This window comes from Paenibacillus sp. J22P15 (assembly GCF_056269345.1).
On sequence record NZ_JBWDNT010000004.1, the window covers coordinates 510021 to 530658 of the forward strand.

A 20638-nucleotide genomic window follows, 5' to 3' on the forward strand; every position below is an offset into this window, starting at 1 on the left:
CTTTAAAGCAAGTATACGATGATTCAAAGGAATGTTTATCACATATAGCCTCGGCGAATGCCAAGGCTATTAACGGCATTGCAGGAGATAGCTATACGTCTCTTATTTGGTTGGCGATCGTGAGGGACAGTGTTACATGAGGATGTTACTATTTTTAGGAGGGCTGAAATTGGGTATAAAAAAACTCGGAAAAAAAATGATGGTGTCCTGCTTGGCATTTTCGTTAGTAGGATCGATGTTTGTCGGCTTGCCGATTAATGTCTCTGCGGCACCTAATGCAACCGAAATTAAGTTAAGTCCAGACAAAATGAAGAAAGCATGGGATGGTTGGGGCACATCCTTAGCATGGTTCGGTAATGTCACCGGCGGTTGGTCAAATCAAGTGGAAAAAGATGCTTTAGTAGATGCTTTATACAGCGATGAGGGGCTGAATTATAACATTGCCCGTTATAATATTGGCGGCGGCGATGATCCGAATCATAATCATATGCGTGAAGGCGGCGCATTGCCGGGCTTCTCAACAGAACCTGGACATTTTGATATTAGCCGTGATGAAAATCAGCGTTGGTGGTTGCAGGAAGCTTTAAAACGTAATCCTGAACTAATTATTGAAGCATTCTCCAACTCTGCACCATACTATATGACCCACAGTGGTTGTACTGCTGGTAATCATAATTCTTGGGAGAATAACTTAAAAGAAGATTACTATGATGATTTCGCACTATATTTAGCAGAGGTTGTTAAACATTATAAAGATGATTATGGAATAGAGTTCAATACGCTTTCGCCAATAAATGAGCCCAATACAAATTACTGGGGTGCGTATAAGCGTCAGGAAGGATCGCATTGGGATCCTTGGGCACAGTCCTGGATTATTTGGGAAGCTCGTCAAAAGCTGAATGAAAAAGGATTGGAGAATGTTGGGGTTTCTGCTATGGAAGAATCGGTAATCGATACTTTCTTGGAAAATTGGAGCCATTATAATGATGATGCAAAAAACAGCATTTCTCAAATGAACGTTCATGCCTATGGAGGTTCAAAAAGATATGAAGTGCGTCAGCTTGCTGAAAGAGAAAATAAAAAACTATGGATGTCAGAAGTTGATTTAGGACCAGGTGGTATTGCGCATAATCATGCTGATATCGATCCGGCATTAGCGCTGGCTGATCAAATTATGGTTGATATTACATGGTTTGAGCCGCAGGCATGGGTACTATGGCAAGCAATTGAAAGTGAAAAAAATATGCAATCAGACAAAGAGAACATGAACTGGGGTCTGATTCACGCTGATTTTGATACTGAACAATGGTGGTATACGAAAAAATATTACGCAATGGCGCAATTTAGCAAATTCATTCCCCAAGGCTCGAGATTTTTGGAAAATAGCGATAGTGAAGGAAGAACACTAACTGCTTATAACGAAGGGAATGGAGAAACGGTTATCGTTTACCGTAACCCAGATCAAGGCAGCCGACAATTGGCATTTGATCTTTCCAAGTTTGCAAAGCCGGGAAGCGAAGTATCCACTTATGTGACAACTTCAGAAAAAGATTTACAGGAAAGTAAATCAGAATTTATAGGAACCAAGCTTTATGCAAATGTGGAAGGAAAATCAATTACTACTTTTGTAATCAAAAATGCTCAGTACGTAGAAGGTCAAGAAGCAGACGTTACACAGATATTAAATGATTTAAAGGTGAGTATTGAACAACATAAGGGAACCTTGAATGAAGATAATCCAGATATTGAACAATTGGAAGCGTTAATTACAAAAGCTGATGACGCATTACAATCAGGCAGCTATGAACAAATATCTGCTGCAATTGTAGAAATCAGCCTAAAATTCAAGGCAATGTTGTCTGAAGGGTTTATAGGTGTTATACCACAACAGACGATGAAAGCATCGGCATCTAGCGCACAACCTGGAGAAGGTCCGGAGCTTACCATTGACGGTGATGTAAATACAAAATGGCATACGCCATGGGGCGATGGCTATCAAGAACCGCCGCACTCCGTTACGTATGAATTAGGCAAACTGTACAAAGGCATTAACAAACTGGAATATACACCAAGACAAGACGTAGATACGAATGGTACAGTTACTAAGTTTGAAATTGAAGCAAGTATTGACGGTGTGAATTTTAACAAAATCGCAGAAGGAATATGGGAAGCTAACAAAGCAATAAAAACAGCAACCTTTAATCCCGTCGATGCGACACATATTAAATTCAAGGCAATAGCATCGCAAAGTGATGCAGGAACGCAGTTTGCGTCTGCTGCTGAAATCAATTTGTATATTGATGCGAATTTCGAACTAAATACAGAGCAACTTGTTAAAGCAATAACTGCTGCTGAACAATTTATTGCAACTACGAATAAAGATGAAAATCTGTTGGAACTTTTGAAGCAGTATGTCAATGCAGGTAATGCTTTAATGATTTCGGAGACATCAACTCAAGAAGAAATGAATCGTACTGCAAATCAAATTAATGATGAAATGATCAATTTGCAGAGAGATAGTTTCCCAATTGAAAGTATCACATTAAAGTATGCGCCAGAAGCACATTGGAGCACACCTGTAGAAAGCATGTTAGATGGTAATAGCAATACATTCTATGAAACGAATTGGGAAAGCCGTAATTTCCAAGCAGGCGACTATATCGTTCTTGACTTGAACAAAAGTAGAAAAGATATAAGTCAAATACTTTATACACCGAGACAAGGTAAAGATAAAGAAAACGGTCGTATTAGACAATTCAAAATTTATACAAGCGATGATGATCTGTCTAACGTTGAATTAACAGGTACGCAAAATGAATTGGATCAACATTTCGAATTGGCAGCAGTCGGCGGCCTTGATACAGGAAAAGATAATAGTCAAACCGCAACTTTCACCTCAAGAAATGCACGTTACGTAGCCATTCAAGTTATCAAAACTGGCGGCAACGGCGCTACTCTATCAATTGGTGATTTGGCTGTTTATCAAAAGTATGTTGGGGACATTGATACGAGTGCGGTCCAAGCTTCCAAAGAAAAGCTGGCAACACTTTACGAAGATATGGTTCCATATGTAAGAAATATTATGGACAATTACTTAAATGAACTTGAAGATACAGAAAATCTAACTTTAGAATCACTAGAACATTATAATTACTGGCTTAATGATTATTATAATTTCTATTCTAATCTTGGTAATGTAAGCTCCATCAAAAATGGTGAAGTGTGGCTAGATACTGACGGTGTGCCAATCCAGGCGCATGGCGGAGGTATTATATATGACGAAAACACTAAAACTTACTATTGGTACGGAGAAGATAAAACTGAATCGAACATGGGTGCTGGCTATGTTCCGATGACTGGTGTACATGCGTATTCCTCGAAGGATCTCTATAATTGGAAAAACGAAGGTATTGTATTGCCGGTATTTAACAATCCATCTTTAGGTGATACGACATATAATGGATCGGCGGATGCTTCTGACATTCCAATGTATATTCATGAAGATGATGAATTGTATAAAGAATCGGGAGTAGTATTCGAATCTTGGCGACAAGAACAAAATTATGGGAAGCTTGATGATTGGAATTTCATTCCGGAAAATGGAGTGGAAAAACGTTTTTATAATTTCGCTGGTAACATGAAATCTCCAGTACAAACACTTAAAAAACATAATACACGGAAACAAATTGACGATTTGAATGCACTTTATAAAGATACTTCTATCGAAGAAAAACAAAGACTATTCGGTTTGTTTAATTGGGATAAAGTTGTGGAACGACCAAAAGTTGTTTATAACGAGAAATACGATAATTATGTAATGTGGTGGCATCATGACGGTCCAATGTCTGGTAAGTATTGGACAGCATCAGGTGGTGTAGCTGTAAGTAAATCTCCTACAGGTCCGTTTAAAGTACTTGATATTGAGAGAATGCCTAATGACGGGTGGGATCCTGACAAAAGGGGTGAAGGAGATGGTATGCTCCGCGATATGACCCTTTATGTAGATGATGATAAGGATAAAACAGGATATTTGATCTATTCATCCGAGGGAAATGGTACTACCATCGTTCTAAAACTGGATGAGACTTATACAGCACCAGCTCGTGATGAAAATGGAAATGCAATTTGGGCGAAAGCTCATAGTAACGGTAGAGAAGCTCCAACATTATTTAAACAAGATGATATGTATTATTCTATAACATCTGGTTTAACAGGTTGGAACCCAAATCCTGCTAAATATCATATTACAGGACATCCATTAACGTGGTGGTGGGAAGATAAAGGCGATCCATTCTGGGATGACTACAAAGGAACTACTCATGAAAGTCAAAGTACTTTTGTACTGCCATACAGAGATAAAAATGGAAATATTGTTAGAGATAAATTTATCTTTATGGCGGATCGATGGAATCCTGGAAACTTGAGTGACTCCAGATATATTTGGTTCCCACTACACTTGGATAGTGAGAATAAACGCATTTCAATGAATTGGGAATGGAAATGGGATTATTCACAATTTGGCGAAGCGCAAATAGAGAAGTACACAGTAACATTCAATAGTAATGGTGGTAGTGATGTTGCTAGCATTGAAGCAAAATCAGATTCACCGATTGCAGAACCAGCAGCGCCGAAAAAGGAAGGTTACATTTTCAGCGGTTGGTACAAAGATGAAGCGTTGACGCAGGCATGGGATTTTGCAAATGACAAAGTAACAGATAAAGACATGACGTTGTATGCGAAGTGGGAATCGGAAGCTTCGTTAGTAAAGGTAGACTCAATCAACCTAACTAGCGCGAGTGGCAAGGCAGTAATTGATGCGAAGGGCGGCAGCCTGCAGCTGACGGCAGAGCTATTCCCAACCAACGCTTCCAATAAGATAGTTTCTTGGACTGTCTATGAGGAAGATGGCGTAACGACAACAGACAAAGCAACGATCGATCAAAACGGTTTGTTGACTGCTGTGATGGACGGCTCTGTAAAAGTAGTCGCAACCGCGACAGACGGCTCAGATGTTCGAGGAGAAATCACGATTGTTATCACGAATCAAGCTGATGTCGTCGAAGATATTTCCGTTACGTTTAATAGTAATGGCGGCAGCGAAGTGGCAGCTACTAAAGCCAAACCAGGCTCCGAACTTACAGAGCCAACAGCACCAACAAAAGCAGACTATGTATTCATCGGTTGGTACAAAGATGAAGCATTGAAGGAACAATGGAATTTTGCAACGGATAAAGTAGCAGAACAAGATATCACCTTATATGCGAAGTGGGAATCGGAAGCTGCGAATGTAGAGGTAGAATCGATCAGCCTGACTAGCACGAGTGGCAAGGCAGCAATTGATGTGAAGGGTGGCAAGCTGCAGCTGACGGCAGAGCTATTCCCAACAAACGCTTCTAATAAGATAGTTGCTTGGACTGTATATGAGACAGATGGCGTAACGACAACGGACAAAGCAACGATCGATCAAAATGGATTGTTGATTGCGGTGAACGACGGATCTGTAAAAGTAGTTGCAACCGCGACGGACGGCTCAAAGGTTCGAGGTGAAATCGCTATTGATATTTCTAATCAAACTTCCAGCGGAGGAAACAACGGTGGTGGTAATAACGGCGGAGGAAATAATGGTGGCGGTAACAACAGCGGAGGTAGCGGTGGTGGTACTACAGAACCGACCGTCGAAAACCCAGCTCTATACGAGCCTAAGAAATCAGAGCTAACGATTGATTCTGCACTAAATAGCTTAACGGCTTCGCTTGATCGCAATCAACTTGCCAAAAAGGCAGCGGAATTCGAAAAAGCGGTACAAACTGGTTCCATACTAACGATCGAAGTTCCTGGAAATCACACAGGTTATGAAGTGAAGATTCCATTGGACGCTTTGAGCGGACTAGCTGTGAACAAGCCGGATACGATTTTATCGATCCGCAGCAAATTTGGAAGCTACGAATGGCCTGTTTCTATGTTAAACAGCAAAGATATGAAAGACAAAGTAGATGCCGATGCTATGTTGATTGTAAGCATGGAGAAAGCGAATGAGGATAATCTGCAGCAATTGGAGGCAGCCCTATCCGGCAAAGGAATGCAGCGTATAAGCGATCTAGTCGACTATAAAGCAACGCTAAAAACGAAAGATGCGGAATACGATATTCATTCCACCTTAAATATGGAGCGTACTTTAACAGTAGACAAAGTGATTCGCAATCTGAATGAAGTAACGGTTGTATCGTATGACCCTGTAACGGGCGGCATTCGATTTGTGCCGGCGGTGTTTACCGTTATGGATGGCAAAACTGTGGCAACGATCAAGCATAACTCGAATGGTATGTATGTCATCATTGAAGGCAAGAAAACATTCGATGATATGAGCGGACACTGGGCGCAGAAGGATGTAGAAGCGCTCGCTTCTAAATTGATCGTGAACGGGAAAACGAATCATGTCTATGATCCGGAAGGAAAAGTGACCCGTGCAGAATTCGCATCACTGCTAGTAAGAAGCTTGGGCTTGAATAATAATGGCGCTGAGCAAGCATTTGACGATGTAGCAGCTGCTAAATGGTATGCCGCAGACGTAAGTACAGCGGTTCAATACGGCTTGGTGCAAGGAGTAGGCAACAACAAGTTCAACCCTGACGCATTCATCACTCGAGAGCAGATGGCTGTCATGATTATGAAAGCTGTTCAGCTCGTTCAAGGTGATACAAGCACTGGAGCGAATTCAGCAAGCAATTCGTTATCCGCATTTGCTGATCAAGACCAGCTGTCGGGCTTTGCTCGTGAAGCGGTTCAAGCAGTAATAGATGCAGGTATTATGAACGGCAAATCGGTAACCGCGCTTGCGCCTAAAGATACAGCAAGCCGTGCTCAGACGGCAGTAATGCTGAAGCGAGCATTGAGCTATGTTAAATTGATTAATCCGTAAAGGATGAAGAATGACTTATAGCCGGCCCACTAGTTGGGCTGACTATAGGTTTTTTATTAGCAATAAAGTTGTCGCTATGATATAAACAGCCGGAACCTGCCAGACCTTTGGCGATATTATTTAAACTTTAATTAATTTGGAAAATAATGAGAACGCTTCCAATTATCTCGTTGAACTGGATCTCGAGAATGCCGTGTCTCACTTACGGTATACCTTTAATGGTGTTGGATACACATGTACTCACGACGCTCCTAACAATTGTACTGATATACATTTTATTTCCATTATTATCATTAAATCTCACGAATGATGTGTACAATTATACATGGATCCAATACTTGAATACATGGATGAATACGTGAAATTCCTCTACAATTAGTACAATTACCAAGAGTTGTGAAGTGTACTTGAAATAAAGGTCAAAGCATTTAATTATAAAGACAAATATGCGCTTTGCGCCCTGGCTATTTTCAGGGCTTTTTAAATTGTGACCAAATCTTCGAGCTACATTAAGGGTTGAAAAGCTGCAAGGGGGCAGAAATGAAACCAGTATTTAAAATTATAATTGTGGATGACGAGATGCTTGTTAGACAGGGAATCAAGCACCTTATGGATTGGGAGAAAGAGGGATATCAAATCGTCGGTGAGGCTTCTAACGGTCTTGAGGCGTTGGAGTTAGTAGATGAGGTGAGCCCTCATGTCATCCTTACAGATATCGTAATGCCGGTAATGGATGGAGAGAGATTTGTAAAGTTGGTAAAGGAGAAATACCCTCATATTGAAGTAATCGTGTTAAGCAGTTTCAGTGAATACGACTACGTACGGTCCACATTTCAGAGCGGTGTTGCCGACTATATTCTAAAGCCAAAGTTGGAAGCGGATTACCTGTTATCCATTCTTAATAAAACAACTGTCAAAATGGCAGGGACACAGATGGCGGATCAAGGAAATGATGACGAGGAAAGACAGCTTACTCGAGTAATCGAGAAGCTAATTAGCGGTTACGAGGTTTCGCTGGAACCTGTGTTGTTGCATTCGAAGTTTCCTTACCGAAGGTATGTATTTTTTGGTGCGGATATGAACCATATTAGAGATTCATTCGACAAGGAGACTTTCGCAAGCAAAGTTGATAAAGGGCTGGGTAAGTTCAGCACTGACAATACAGCCTATATGCGGTTGTACCTTGAAAGCGATTCCATTATTTTCCTAATTAATGTAGATCCGGAGCAATGGGACGATACAATCATTGAGCTTCGGTGCCTCGTCTCAGAAATGACAGAAATGAATAGAGTGACGCATTTCGTTCTAAGTCAGAGCTTCTCAGACTTTACCCAGCTTGGTGAGATTTACCGGAATAATTACTTAAAACTTACACGATACAGCTTTTACCTGCCAAAACGAAGTCTGATTGAAAATGATCATTTACCGGGATATTCGGATGCGTATCAAGCATATGACGTGAGTGAATTAACGGAGCAACTGCGACGAAAGCAATTCCAAAAGGCTTTTATAAGCTTTCTGGAATTTGTGAATCTGTGGTCGAAGGACTACCGCACCGAAGTTTTCGAATTCAAATCATTTTTGGGAAATTTCATATTTAACGTAACGAATGCACTTGGAAAAATGAAGTGTGAAACCGCAGGTGGGGAGGACCCGAAATACGACTACTTCCGCAAAATAGATGAAGCAAGGTACGTTTGCGACGCTATCGCCATTGCTGAATCTTTTATTCAGGAGGTGGAACATGCTATTCGCGATTCGAACTCATCATTCAATCCAAATATGACCAAGTTGCTCGAATATATTCATGATCATTACGCAGATCCGATCACGCTGACCGGAGTGGCGAGGCAGTTCCATTTTAACGCTTCGTATCTGTCGAGCTATTTTACTACCCATAATGACGAAGGATTCAGTGAATACCTGAACAAAGTCCGGCTGGAAAAAGCGATGGAGCTGCTCTTGACTACTGGAGAAACGATATCCGAAATCAGCGCAAGTGTGGGCTATTCGGATCAGAGTTATTTCACTAAGGTATTTAAAAAGCAGACTGGTATTTCGCCAAGCCAGTACCGGAAACAGGACTTGGATGAGATGAGGGAGCCATGATCGGAAAAACTGCGATAAAACTTAAAAAACAGGGCTTATTCCTCAAGCTGTTTCTAGTGACTCTCATTAGTATCGTTACCGTATCACTACTGACTCTATCTATTACCATCAGCATGTCGGAAAAATTATTTTTTCAAACCTTCAGCATTACTAACGGTAAGCTGCTGAAACAAATGAAGACCAACCTTGAATCCTACAACAACACTGTAGCTACTGGAGCAGCTATGATGGCTCAGAATGCCTCTATCCGAAACTATTTGTCTGGCGAAGAGAGGGATGCAGTAGCTCTTGCTGTAAAATCATACCATATGACTGAAGCCATGAAGGCAATTCAGTCAAACTTTAGCGCATATGATGTTGGCATTATGATCGTTGGCGCCAATGGTCGGAGTTATACAACAGATTCCTGGTATTGGCCTGCTTCCGCCGAGCAACTAAAGGATCACACCATTACAAAAGCGACAAAGACCCAACCTCCTCAAATCTTGTACCAGCTCTACAGTGATAACAAAGATACCGCGAAAGAGTATGTGCTAGTGGCTTCCAAAGCTTTATTTGATCAACGGACAAGCAGTTTTTATGGCACCATGTACATAGCGATTCGTGATCTTAATTTCAAAGCTTTCTACGCAAACTTTACGAGTGAAGGCAATGACGTCATGCTGCTTGATAAGAAAGGATTGATTGTATCCAGCAATTTAAGCGAACGGATTGGGTTGTTGGATATACCGTTATATCAAGAAGTAGTGGCTCAGCATAGTGGAGAAGAGAATAGAGGATCTGCCCATTTCATGGGGAAGGAAAGAGTCGTGTTTTCAGAATATTTGCCGGAGTTTGATTTTTATCTGGTAAATCTAATTGATAAGAAAGCCGTGACAAGGCAAATGGTGAATGCCGAGGCTGTGACGTTGACGATCATGGTTATCGTTATAATTTCTCTCATTATTGTATTTTTAATAACTCGGAAAATGACGAAGTCCCTGCGCGTACTCGTTGAACAAATGTCAAATATTCCGACGAGTGGATTCGATAATCATGTAAATGTCGCCACTAGCAGTTATGAAGTTAAAGAGCTGGGAAATGCCTTTAACTTTATGCTTGATGAACTGCATGATTATGTCGATCAGTTGATGGAGACCCAAAAACAGATGCGGAATGCAGAGTTGGCCGCACTTCAGATGCAGATCAATCCACACTTTTTATACAATACGCTAGCCTCAATCAAATTTTTGGTGCTGCAGGGTAATAAGGAAAAAGCAGCAGGCACAATTAATGCGCTAATAGCTCTTCTGCAAAATACAGTTAGTGATGTTGAATCGACTATTCCTGTTCGTCAGGAATTAGAGACAATGAAGCATTATGTATATATCAATCATGTGCGGTACGGTGAGAAGATACGCGTTAATTACTATGTGGAGCCTGACAGCTTAGATTATCATATGCCGAAGCTAATTCTTCAACCATTTATCGAAAACGCGTTTTTTCACGCATTCAACATTAAAGAAGGGGGGAGTATTCTGATCATGATTGCTGTAAAGGATGACCACCTTGTATGCGAAGCTGTAGATAATGGAGATGGAATGGATATTGAGCAAAAGCTGCTTGATGAGCATATGCCTGCGCCGATGAGGAAACGCCAATTTTTCTCCGGCATTGGCATACGTAATGTTGACGACAGAATTAAATTAATGTACGGAGAGGGCTTTGGTATTAACATTACAAGTAAACGCGGAGAAGGAACGAAGATCAAAATTATTCTTCCGTTAATAAATAAATAAATAAAGCACCAAAGTTAATAGAGATAATGCAAAAGAAGACGAACACAAAGTGATAAAATGGAAGCGCAAATAGAAAGCGATATCATATTTATCGGGTTATGAAAGGTGGGTATTACGAATTGAATAAATTTTTAAACGTAATGCTTGTAGGTGTTATTCTGTTGTCGGCATGTTCTTCAGGCGCAACTAATAGGGGATCGAATATCTCGGGTGGCGAAGAAATTTCCGATCCTATAGAAATCACAGCTTGGGCGTGGGACCCGGCGTTTAATATTGCTGCCTTGAATTTTGCAAAGGAAGCATATTCAACAGTCAATCCGGATATCATGATCAACGTCGTAGAAAACGCACAGGGTGATATCGTTCAAAAACTGAACACCCTGTTAAATTCTGGTTCCACGAAAGGTTTACCTAACATCGTGCTGATCGAGGATTATCGAGCACAGAGCTTTTTACAAGCGTATCCAGATTCATTTTATGAATTGACAGACATTGTAAATGTAGAAAACTTCGCGGATTATAAGATCGGTCCGACCAGTGTTGATGGTAAGCAATACGGCGTTCCGTTTGATTCAGGAGTTGCAGGAATGTACGTACGTACAGATTATTTGGAGCAAGCAGGCTATAGCCTAAATGACGTAAAGGATATAGATTGGAAGCAGTACATTGAGATCGGTAAAGCTGTTAAGGAGAAAACAGGGAAGAGTATGATCACGCTTGATCCTAATGATCTTGGACTTATCCGCATGATGATTCAGTCTGCTGCACAATGGTATACGGCAGAAGATGGCAAGACTCCGTTCGTTGCAGAAAATGCAGCGTTGAAAGAGGCGATTGAATTGTACAAAGATATGTTGGATTCCGGCATCGTGAAGGTGATCTCAGACTGGAGCCAATTTGTTGGTGCATTCAATCGAGGTGATGTAGCCAGTGTAATTACTGGTAACTGGATTGCCCCTTCGATTAAAGCAGAAGCTCACCAATCTGGAAAGTGGGCTGTAGCTCCAGTTCCTAAGCTTGCAGTAACTGAAGGCTCCGTCCATGCATCAAGTCTTGGCGGCAGCTCATGGTATGTACTGAATGTAAATGGTAAAGAAGCTGCTGCAGATTTCCTTGGAAAGACATTCGCCTCTGATGCTGAATTTTACCAGATTCTGAATACAAATGCAGGAGTTATAGGTACCCTAAAAGATGCGGCAGATGGAGAAGCTTACTTAGCAGCAGATGAATATTTTCAAGGCCAGAAGGTTGTATCTGATTTAGTGGCGTGGACGGCTAATATTCCTAACGTCAGCTATGGCATGAACACCTACGTTATCGAGGATATTATTATTGTTGCGTTGCAAGCATATTTAGTCGGGAATGATTTGGATACCGTTCTGAAGGATGCGCAGACGCAAGCCGATGCTCAAATCCGCTAAATACACATAACAGCAAATCGTAGGTACTCTCCACTCCTATTCAAATCCTATAGTGCTCATCATGAGTACAGGCCACCCTCCGCGGTGGTTTTTTAATGAGCATTCACATACTTCTTACGAAGACTTGCCGCAATCCACAGAAACAAAGGTATGCCAATCATATTGACCGGTAATGCAAAAGGAATCCAATATGTATTCACATATCCGACTTCGGATACCGTTATGTCTGGATACAACCATGCCTGAATGAGAATGATCGGAGCGACAAACCAAATCAGCGTTCTCCAATTTTTTATATTTAACCACTGGGCAGTTCCATAGCAGCTAATAAAAAAATAGAGGGATAATTTAATGAATACACTTATAATCCAAACTAACGCGATGACCGAATCGATATTTTGAATAAAACCGCCAACGGAAATAAATCTTACCATATCAAAAAAAGGATGCGTCATTTTTGCGGATAACCCTGGCCCAAATACCAAAATGACAAAGAGACATGAGACAACAAAAAGGAAGCAGGCTACACCAAGTCCCAGAATGGCTCGCACAGGTGCTTCCAGAGGTTTTTTCAGAAAGGCGATAAGCATGGTCAGCATGCAACTCTCTCCAAAAAATGACAATGGCGGCAAAACCCCTTTGAAAATAGGAGCGATGCCAGTATCTGCATAAATCGGCAGTATCCTTGTCCAATCCAGTACCGGGGTAATTAATAGTAGAATAAGAATGATAAATACAACAATTAAGGGACCAAACAGCTCGCTGACTCGCCCAATGCCTTCGATCCCCCCCACAGAAATAATATAAATGAGCAGAAGGGTCATTGTCATCATGATGATCCATATTGGGGTCCTTGGAAGGAGTATTGCAACCGTGAAATCGCCAAACTCCTTGAGGATCACGCCAAGCACGGAATACCATTGGATGAAATAGGGGATTATGATGAGCCTCCCTATCCATTTGCCTAAAATGACTTGACTATATTGCACAATGGTTTGACCGGGAAAAAGCAGGCTTAATTTCGTCGATATATAGACAATAAACAAACCAATAACCCCGGCGATTATGCTTGCTATCCAAGCATCCTGCTTTGCCTCAGTAATACTAGGGGATATCGTAAGAAGCAGCGTATTTCCGCATTGAAATGAAATGATGATCCAAAATAGTTGTATACCTGTCAAGTTCATTTTTTTCACTTTTTTATCTCGCTTTCTTTCAAATATAAAGATGGTCCTGTTGCTCCTACTCGTTCCACGTTCAGCTTTACTTTGACATCAACCTTTGCAGCGGCAAATTGTGGATCCCAATCCTTTTTTAAGGATCGCCAAGCCCGAGGATACTTTTTATGAATAGCTTCACCGAAGCCAAAGATATCCGTCTTGTAGTGCGTCTGTACTTTTTTTATCGCCTTCATCACTTGTTTCTCGGTCTTTTTGTTTAGAATATCTTCGAACAAATTCAAATTTTCCTTATCCTTCAAATCCACTGTAGTATTATTTTCTAAAATTGAGCCTTTTCCCTCAAGCGTTATATGGATTTGTATGCGATCCCCGTTCAATTCAGGCCGAATACTGCTTTTCATTTTTGTGCCCAAAAAACTAAAACTTCCATAATCAGAGTTAGGAATTGTAATGGTATAGGTTTGCATTTTTTCTTTCATCCAGTTCAGAACCTGGCTCTCATCCTTATTTAAAAAACCGACCATTTTTAATTTTTTATTAAAAACGGCGGAACCGGATAATTGAAATCCCGACTTCACTTCGTCTGTTTCAATATAATTAGTTAGTGATTGTTCTGTAATAGTTTCTATCGCTGCTAAAGTGGGACTGCTGCCTTCCGTAGTCGCGGATATAAGAAAATCGCGAAATGCTGTATCAGCTTCCAATCCGATTGCCAATTGCTCTTTTAACGCGGCGATAATGGGGACGGCCTCCAATGGATATTTTTGTTTGAGCAATTCTTTTGCCGTCCCACCCTTTACGACTATTAAGCCGATACGCAGTTTGGACTTCGGATCCCTTGTAAAAGCATCCAATATATCAGAAACTCCCTTTTTCGCTGCAGCTTCTCCGATAATAATAATTTGTCTTTGTCCTCGAAATATTCGTCTGGAAAGTAGTGCTTGTCCGGAACTCATAACATCAAATATACTTTTTCCTTTGGCGGATGCCAAAAAATATTTATTACTTTGTTTTCCATCTACACTTCTAACCGGCAGTGTAAATTGGCCAGTCAGCACCAGGTCCCCCTCTTCTGACACATCTATACCAGAGCTTACGAGGACAGCAAGATCATTTAACTCCAAGCGGTCCCAACATCCGGTGGTCAGAGCTACACAAGCAGACATGATGATGAAACATCTTATTATTTTGATCAATTCATGAACGCTCCTTTTTTTTACCCCTGCCGGCAAGGAAGGGCATGAGCTTTCCTAAACTCCATCTTGGAGCGCGAATCAGCGTATCTTTTAGACTATAAAATACTTGGGGTGCAACGGGAGCCAGATAGGGAACCCCAAAGGATTGAAGGGTGACCAAATGAATGGAAATGCCGAGAGCCCCTAAAATGACGCCATAGAGTCCAAAGATGCTTCCTAAAATCAATACCGGGAAACGGAGCAGTCTAAAAGCATACCCCATGCTATATCGAGGGATAGTAAATGAAGCAATGCCTGTTGTTGCCACAACGATCACCATCGGAGCCGATACAATACCGGCTTGCACGGCGGCTTGTCCGATGACGAGCGCGCCAACAATGCTAACGGCCGAACCGATTTGTTTAGGGAGCCTGTTGCCAGCCTCGCGCAACACCTCAAACATAAATTCCATGATCAGCGCTTCACCGACTGCGGAGAAAGGAATTCCTTCTCTGGCGCTGATAATACTGTACAGCAAATTCGTCGGAATTAGTTCAGGGTGGTAGGTAGAAATAGAAACGTATAATGATGGCAGGAACAATGAAACCAGAACCATGATGAAACGAAGCAGTCGAATAAAGCTTGTGTACAAATACCTTTCATAATAATCATCCGGCGTCTGTAATGCGGACCAAAATGTCATTGGTATAATTAATGCGCTTGGCGTTCCATCCTCGATAATCGCGACTTTACCCTCCAACAAGCTTGCAGCCACAATATCGGGACGTTCTGTATTCTGGATGAGCGGAAACGGGGAAAACGGTACATCATCAATAAATTCTTCTATGTAGTTTGTATCCAATATTGAATCCGTACGAATACTGTCAATTCGTTTAATAACCTCGTTTACAATGGAATCCCGAGCTACCCCATCGATATAAGCAATCAATACGGGTGTTCTTGTAAGTTCCCCCACCGTGAATGATTGCAGTTTAAGCTTTGATGACCGAATCTTTCTCCGCAATAAACTTGTATTGGTAGTCAAGGATTCAGTAAAACTTTCTTTTGGTCCGCGAATCGAGTTTTCGACGCTAGATTCCGCTATTGCCCGTGTTTCGAATTCTGTTAGTCCTACAAGAATGGCTTTGGATTCTCCATTTATTAAAACAGCTACATTCGCATTCAAGACTCCATCGACGACTTCTTGGATACTGGTTGCAATCGTCGTCTCGGCAACCGCCAATATGTGTTGCATCATAGCGTCCACATTCGTTTTAACGTCTCCTAAACCGAGAGTAACGTCTTCAACACTTAGTCCTAGCAAAGCGTTGTCCAAGATGTCTGTTTTTACAAGACCGTTTATATATACCAGAACAAGGCAGCTCTCGCCGCTTATTTGAACATGACGGAATTTAATATCGGAACAATGGTTAAAAATATCTTTTAACATTTGTACTTGCGTGTTAATGTCCATCCCCAATAGACTCAAGATATCTCCCTCCACGATCACCGTCATATAATGCATGTTTGCATTCATAATATGAATAACTTTTAGGTATTTTATTCAAAAATGTAAGTTACAGGCAATAAGGCGAATAGTTTAAAGGTCATGAACTAAAACTGTGCTAAATCAATCTTGCAAATGTCCTACAGATTGGGTAAACTATGCTGGCGAAAGGCGGTGAGGTACTTGTTAAAAATGCTTCTTGTTGATGATGACAAGTTCGAGAGGGACGGGGTAAGGTTTCTCGTTGATAAGTATGGACTGAATTTGGAGATTTTTGAAGCGGACAGTGGTGAAAACGCTCTCATGTATATCGAAAACCATGATATTGACATCTTGCTCACCGACATCCGGATGAATGGGATGGATGGATTACAGCTTGCTGAGAAGGTTCGTAAGCTTGGTAAGCCTATCAAAACGATGTTCATGAGCGCCTATGGTGAGTTCGAGTATGCACAGAGGGCAATCGATTTGAAGGCAATTCATTATATATTAAAACCCGTTCAGGTTAGCGAATTCATTAAGAATATAACTGAGGTCATCCAACTTTGTGAGGAATCGTTGAAATTGAAGGTTCAGCAGGAAAAGCTTGAAGCTGCCTATTTGAAGGAAGTCAGATACGTAAAGCAGAAGCAGCTTACTGATATTATACTCAGGAAGACAGAGGAGACGGAGGACAACCCAGATCTGTTGGTAGCTACCGGCGGCTTCGATAGTTATCCCTACATGCGGATGCTGATGCTGGATTCTCGTAAACGCTTTTTCGATCGGCTTGACCACGATATCGAAAGGCAATTGGGAGAACTAATTCATCGCAACGTCGATTTTATTCATTTGAATGAATTTCAAGCGTTGCTGCTCATGGAAACCGGCCCCGACGAGTCGCTGGAAGCTATAACGGAGCTTGGCCAACATTTGATTCGGATATTCCAGGATATGTACGATAATGATATTTGTGTTGTAATCAGCGGATTGATGAATGATGCGAAGCAGCTCCACAAACAATTTCAGGAGATGGAAACGATACTGGAAGACAAGTTCTTTTACGATGAGGGTACGGTGCTGCTTGCGAACCGCACGTCATTAGCTTTGGGCGATATGACGGCAGTAGTCAATGATGTGCTAACGGAATTGAAGCAAAACATTCAGCACAACCGATATGATATCGCGCAATTGCATGTCGAGCGACTGTTTGTTGCGTTACAAAATAGCGAGCATTTTACGGTTATCTATGTAAAATATGTATGCACTGAAATTGTCAAAGCTACATTCAATTCCTCTACTAAACAGAATAACGATAGTTTCAAGCATAGTTTGGAAGACATCTATAAAACTGTAAAGCTGAGCGATTTGCGTAAACTAGTACTAAGTATTCTAAAAGCAAACGAGTCTTCCAGCGAAACGAATTTGGATGCGACCTCCAAAGCGATCGATGAAGTCGTCCGAATGATCGAGAACGAATATAAGACTGACTTGTCGTTAGAGTTATTGGCGGAGCGGGTTTATTTATCTCCTTGTTATTTGAGCCATTTATTCAAGAAACAGAAAGGGATAAGTCTCAATAAGTTCATGACCTTGCACCGAATGGAAAAGGCGAAGGAACTGCTTATAACAACCAATCGTAAAATTATCGATATCGGTCTTGATGTTGGTTATAGCAACTTTTCCTACTTCAGCTCGTTATTCAAAAATCATTTTGGTCGAACGCCTTCCAAATACAGAGAAGAGGCATAAACGATGAAACGGCTGATCTATGGATTGTTCAATCGTTTAAGGTTTAATCAAAAACTATTTCTTTCTTATTTAATCGTTATTATTATTCCTATTATGGTGCTTGGCATATACGCTTACAATCAATCAAAGGACATGCTCAAATTGCAAGCACTGCAAGGGATTGATAAGAATGTGAATACCGTTACTCAAAGTATTGACAATTCGGTTGAACGCTACAACCATGCGATTCGATCGATCGTATTTACTAGTATGTTTCAGAAGATCGTAGCTAATGATTATATTGACTTAGTCAATCTTGCGCGGGACTTGAATGATTTCTTAGATCCGTATTTTATTATGATGATGAACCTTGACAAGGATATTCAGAAAATAACCTTTTACACGCAGAGCACAGTACCGGAATTCGGCGATTTAGTAGTCTCACACAAACGTGTTAGTGAGGAGCCATGGTACAACGAAGCTATCAAGGGAAAAGAACCGCTTTGGAAATATGTGAATAACGAGCTGTTTGTAGCCCATAAATTCCCAGGTAATCTAAAAGAGACGAATATTGTCTATATGCGAATTAATGAGAGCAGTTTCTTTAAAAACATTACCGATCTACCCCAAGAGTATGGTGTCATCATCTCTGATGACAATAATCGGATCGTATATGCGAATCAAAGTGCAAAGTTGACTGCCTTCGACTTCAATGAAATTATGAAATTGAATGAGGGAACGGTACGCATCGGTCAAACGGAGATGTTTCTTGTCAAGAAGAGGATGGTGCAGGCTAATTGGACGGTCTATTGCTTCGTACCCGCAGCGATTGTGTCCCAGAACGCGGGTTCAATCATTAATGCGACGCTAATCGTGATCCTTGCTTGTATAGTCAGCTTGCTGATCATTATTTCGATCTTTTCCAAAACATTTATTAAACGGATATTCTCACTCAATGCGATAATGAAGCGGGTCGAATGGGGAGAGTTGGATTTACAGGTTAAAAGTGAGGCCAGAGATGAAATCGGCGAGCTGACCAATCGGTTCGGCAAGATGCTAAATCGGCTTAATGAACAGATCGATGAATCCTATCGCAGTAAAATCATCCAGAAAGAAGCAGAGCTAAAAGCGCTGCAATCGCAAATCAATCCTCACTTCCTATACAATACGCTCTCGTTCATCAATTGGGAGGCGCTCAAAAACGATGCGCCCGAAATTAGTCAAGTCGTTACATCGATGTCGAAATTTTATCGGACGGCTCTTAATCAAGGCAACAATATTATTACAGTGCGTAACGAATTGGAGAATATCAAATCATATATTGAGATTGTTCAGGTTATGGGTGATTATAGCTTCGATGTCGTTTATAAGATCGATGAAGAGGTTTACGATTATTCAACAATAAATTTAATTCTTCAACCGCTCGCAGAAAATGCGATCAAACATGGTATCAAACAGAAAATAAATGGACAAGGTCTTCTGAATGTTAGTGCTTGGCTAGATAAAGGGACGGTCAATTTCGCGATTGAGGACAACGGTCCAGGTATGGATCAGGAGACAATTGATACGATACTTATGATGCAATCGACAGGATATGGTCTCAGAAATGTTAACGAGCGGCTGCAGCTGAGGTTCGGCACGAAATACGGTATCTCTATCCAGAGTCGATTAGGTTATGGTACGGTTATGACCATTGTTATTCCGCAGAGCTTGCATAGTTCCACCGTTTCGCCCGCCGGCTAGCCGGGCGGGTTTTTTTAACTCCGTAATAAACTGCATCATTTCTAAAATATTTGATAATTAATAAATATCTTCCCTATGATATATTTTGTTTAGCACAATGAAATCGCTTACATGAAGGAGGGAATAGAGCAATGAGCAATACGATTAGGGAAATTAGCACGAAGCATGTGCTGAGAAGGGAGAAGATAAAAAAATATAAAAAATACCGTGTGCTGCTGATTATGATGATTCCGGCAGTTGTCTATTACATTCTATTTCATTATCTCCCAATGTACGGCGTATTGTTGGCATTCAAAGAATTTAAAATTACACAGGGCATCATCGGAAGTCCTTGGGTTGGACTTCATCATTTCGAAAAAATCATGAACGACACGTATTTCTACACAGTTCTGAAAAATACATTAATTATCAGTTTAAGTAAGCTGGTGTTTGGTTTCCCAGTTCCTATCATTTTTGCGCTGTTATTGAGTGAGATTTCTAATATGAAATTCAAGAAGTTGACTCAGACTGTATCCTATTTACCACATTTTATCTCATGGGTTGTCATGGCTGGGATATTCTTTACGATGTTTTCCCTGGACGGTCCGATCAATGGCATTGTAAAGCTTTTTGGCGGCGACCCGATGTTATTCTTGGCAGATGATCGGTACTTCCGCACCATACTTGTGGTGACGAGTATTTTTCAAAGCTTCGGATGGGGTTCAATTATTTATTTCGCAGCCATTTCAAGTATCGATCCGATGTTGTACGAAGCTGCTGTACTTGATGGAGCTGGTCGGTTTAAACGGATGTTTTATATATCGATCCCGATGCTTGCGCCCGTTATAGCCATTATGCTTATTTTATCAATGTCCGGTATATTGGATGCGGGCTTTGATCAAATATTCAATATGTATAATGTCAAAGTTTATAACGTTTCAGACATTATTGATACTTATGTGTATCGCAAAGGTTTAATTGAGATGGACTACAGCTATGCGACGGCCGTTGGATTGTTCAAATCCGTGGTTGCATTGATCCTGATCTTTATCGTCAATAAGATCGTGAAATGGATCGGCGGCAAGGAGCATGCCATATGGTAATTTTCTTGATTAG

General features: G+C 41.0%; 10 protein-coding genes. 7 read left to right on the forward strand and 3 right to left on the reverse strand.

Annotation, left to right across the window (positions count from 1 at the left end; all coding sequences use genetic code 11):
- Window positions 1–169 precede the first annotated feature (169 nt).
- From AC0YN6_RS13560 to AC0YN6_RS13575, 4 genes are all read left to right on the forward strand, one after another.
- On the forward strand, window positions 170–6919 hold the full coding sequence (locus AC0YN6_RS13560; RefSeq protein WP_475747429.1) for an InlB B-repeat-containing protein: 6750 nt from the start codon (window positions 170–172) through the stop codon (window positions 6917–6919).
- A gap of 540 nt (window positions 6920–7459) precedes the next feature.
- On the forward strand, window positions 7460–9028 hold the full coding sequence (locus tag AC0YN6_RS13565) for a response regulator transcription factor (RefSeq protein WP_475747430.1): 1569 nt from the start codon (window positions 7460–7462) through the stop codon (window positions 9026–9028).
- Entirely contained in the window at window positions 9025–10806 is a 1782-nt protein-coding gene (locus AC0YN6_RS13570) for a cache domain-containing sensor histidine kinase (protein ID WP_475747431.1), read from the forward strand. Before AC0YN6_RS13565 ends, AC0YN6_RS13570 begins: the two co-directional genes overlap by 4 nt.
- Before the next feature lie 98 nt (window positions 10807–10904).
- A complete protein-coding gene (locus tag AC0YN6_RS13575; protein WP_475747432.1) occupies window positions 10905–12227 on the forward strand; it encodes an ABC transporter substrate-binding protein in 1323 nt (440 codons plus the stop codon).
- A 92-nt stretch (window positions 12228–12319) separates the two neighbouring features.
- Here the strand turns inward: AC0YN6_RS13575 and AC0YN6_RS13580 are convergent, their stop codons facing one another.
- From AC0YN6_RS13580 to AC0YN6_RS13590, 3 genes are read right to left on the reverse strand one after another with little or no spacing between them, the layout of a single operon-like run.
- Entirely contained in the window at window positions 12320–13414 is a 1095-nt protein-coding gene (locus AC0YN6_RS13580; RefSeq protein WP_475747485.1) for a GerAB/ArcD/ProY family transporter, read from the reverse strand.
- 5 nt (window positions 13415–13419) lie between these two features.
- Window positions 13420–14604: a Ger(x)C family spore germination protein gene (locus tag AC0YN6_RS13585; RefSeq protein ID WP_475747433.1), complete on the reverse strand. Its 1185-nt coding sequence runs from the start codon at window positions 14602–14604 to the stop codon at window positions 13420–13422.
- 1 nt (window position 14605) lies between these two features.
- Window positions 14606–16072: a spore germination protein gene (locus AC0YN6_RS13590; RefSeq protein WP_475747435.1), complete on the reverse strand. Its 1467-nt coding sequence runs from the start codon at window positions 16070–16072 to the stop codon at window positions 14606–14608.
- Window positions 16073–16282: 210 nt separating this feature from the next.
- Here AC0YN6_RS13590 and AC0YN6_RS13595 point away from each other — a divergent pair, with 210 nt between their 5' ends.
- From AC0YN6_RS13595 to AC0YN6_RS13605, 3 genes are all read left to right on the forward strand, one after another.
- Window positions 16283–17821, forward strand: coding sequence for a response regulator transcription factor (locus tag AC0YN6_RS13595; protein WP_475747486.1), 1539 nt, complete (start codon window positions 16283–16285; stop codon window positions 17819–17821).
- A gap of 3 nt (window positions 17822–17824) precedes the next feature.
- A complete protein-coding gene (locus tag AC0YN6_RS13600) occupies window positions 17825–19543 on the forward strand; it encodes a sensor histidine kinase (protein WP_475747437.1) in 1719 nt (572 codons plus the stop codon).
- Window positions 19544–19674: 131 nt separating this feature from the next.
- On the forward strand, window positions 19675–20625 hold the full coding sequence (locus AC0YN6_RS13605; RefSeq protein WP_475747438.1) for an ABC transporter permease: 951 nt from the start codon (window positions 19675–19677) through the stop codon (window positions 20623–20625).
- Window positions 20626–20638 lie beyond the last annotated feature (13 nt).

Bases quoted from the DNA above. Each gene is read 5' to 3' on its own strand.
- AC0YN6_RS13565 (WP_475747430.1), top strand. From the start codon at position 7,460: ATGAAACCAGTATTTAAAATTATAATTGTGGATGACGAGATGCTTGTT.
- AC0YN6_RS13595 (WP_475747486.1), top strand. From the start codon at position 16,283: ATGCTTCTTGTTGATGATGACAAGTTCGAGAGGGACGGGGTAAGGTTT.
- AC0YN6_RS13600 (WP_475747437.1), top strand. From the start codon at position 17,825: ATGAAACGGCTGATCTATGGATTGTTCAATCGTTTAAGGTTTAATCAA.
- AC0YN6_RS13580 (WP_475747485.1), bottom strand. From the start codon at position 13,414: ATGAACTTGACAGGTATACAACTATTTTGGATCATCATTTCATTTCAA.
- AC0YN6_RS13605 (WP_475747438.1), top strand. From the start codon at position 19,675: ATGAGCAATACGATTAGGGAAATTAGCACGAAGCATGTGCTGAGAAGG.
- AC0YN6_RS13570 (WP_475747431.1), top strand. From the start codon at position 9,025: ATGATCGGAAAAACTGCGATAAAACTTAAAAAACAGGGCTTATTCCTC.
- AC0YN6_RS13575 (WP_475747432.1), top strand. From the start codon at position 10,905: ATGAAAGGTGGGTATTACGAATTGAATAAATTTTTAAACGTAATGCTT.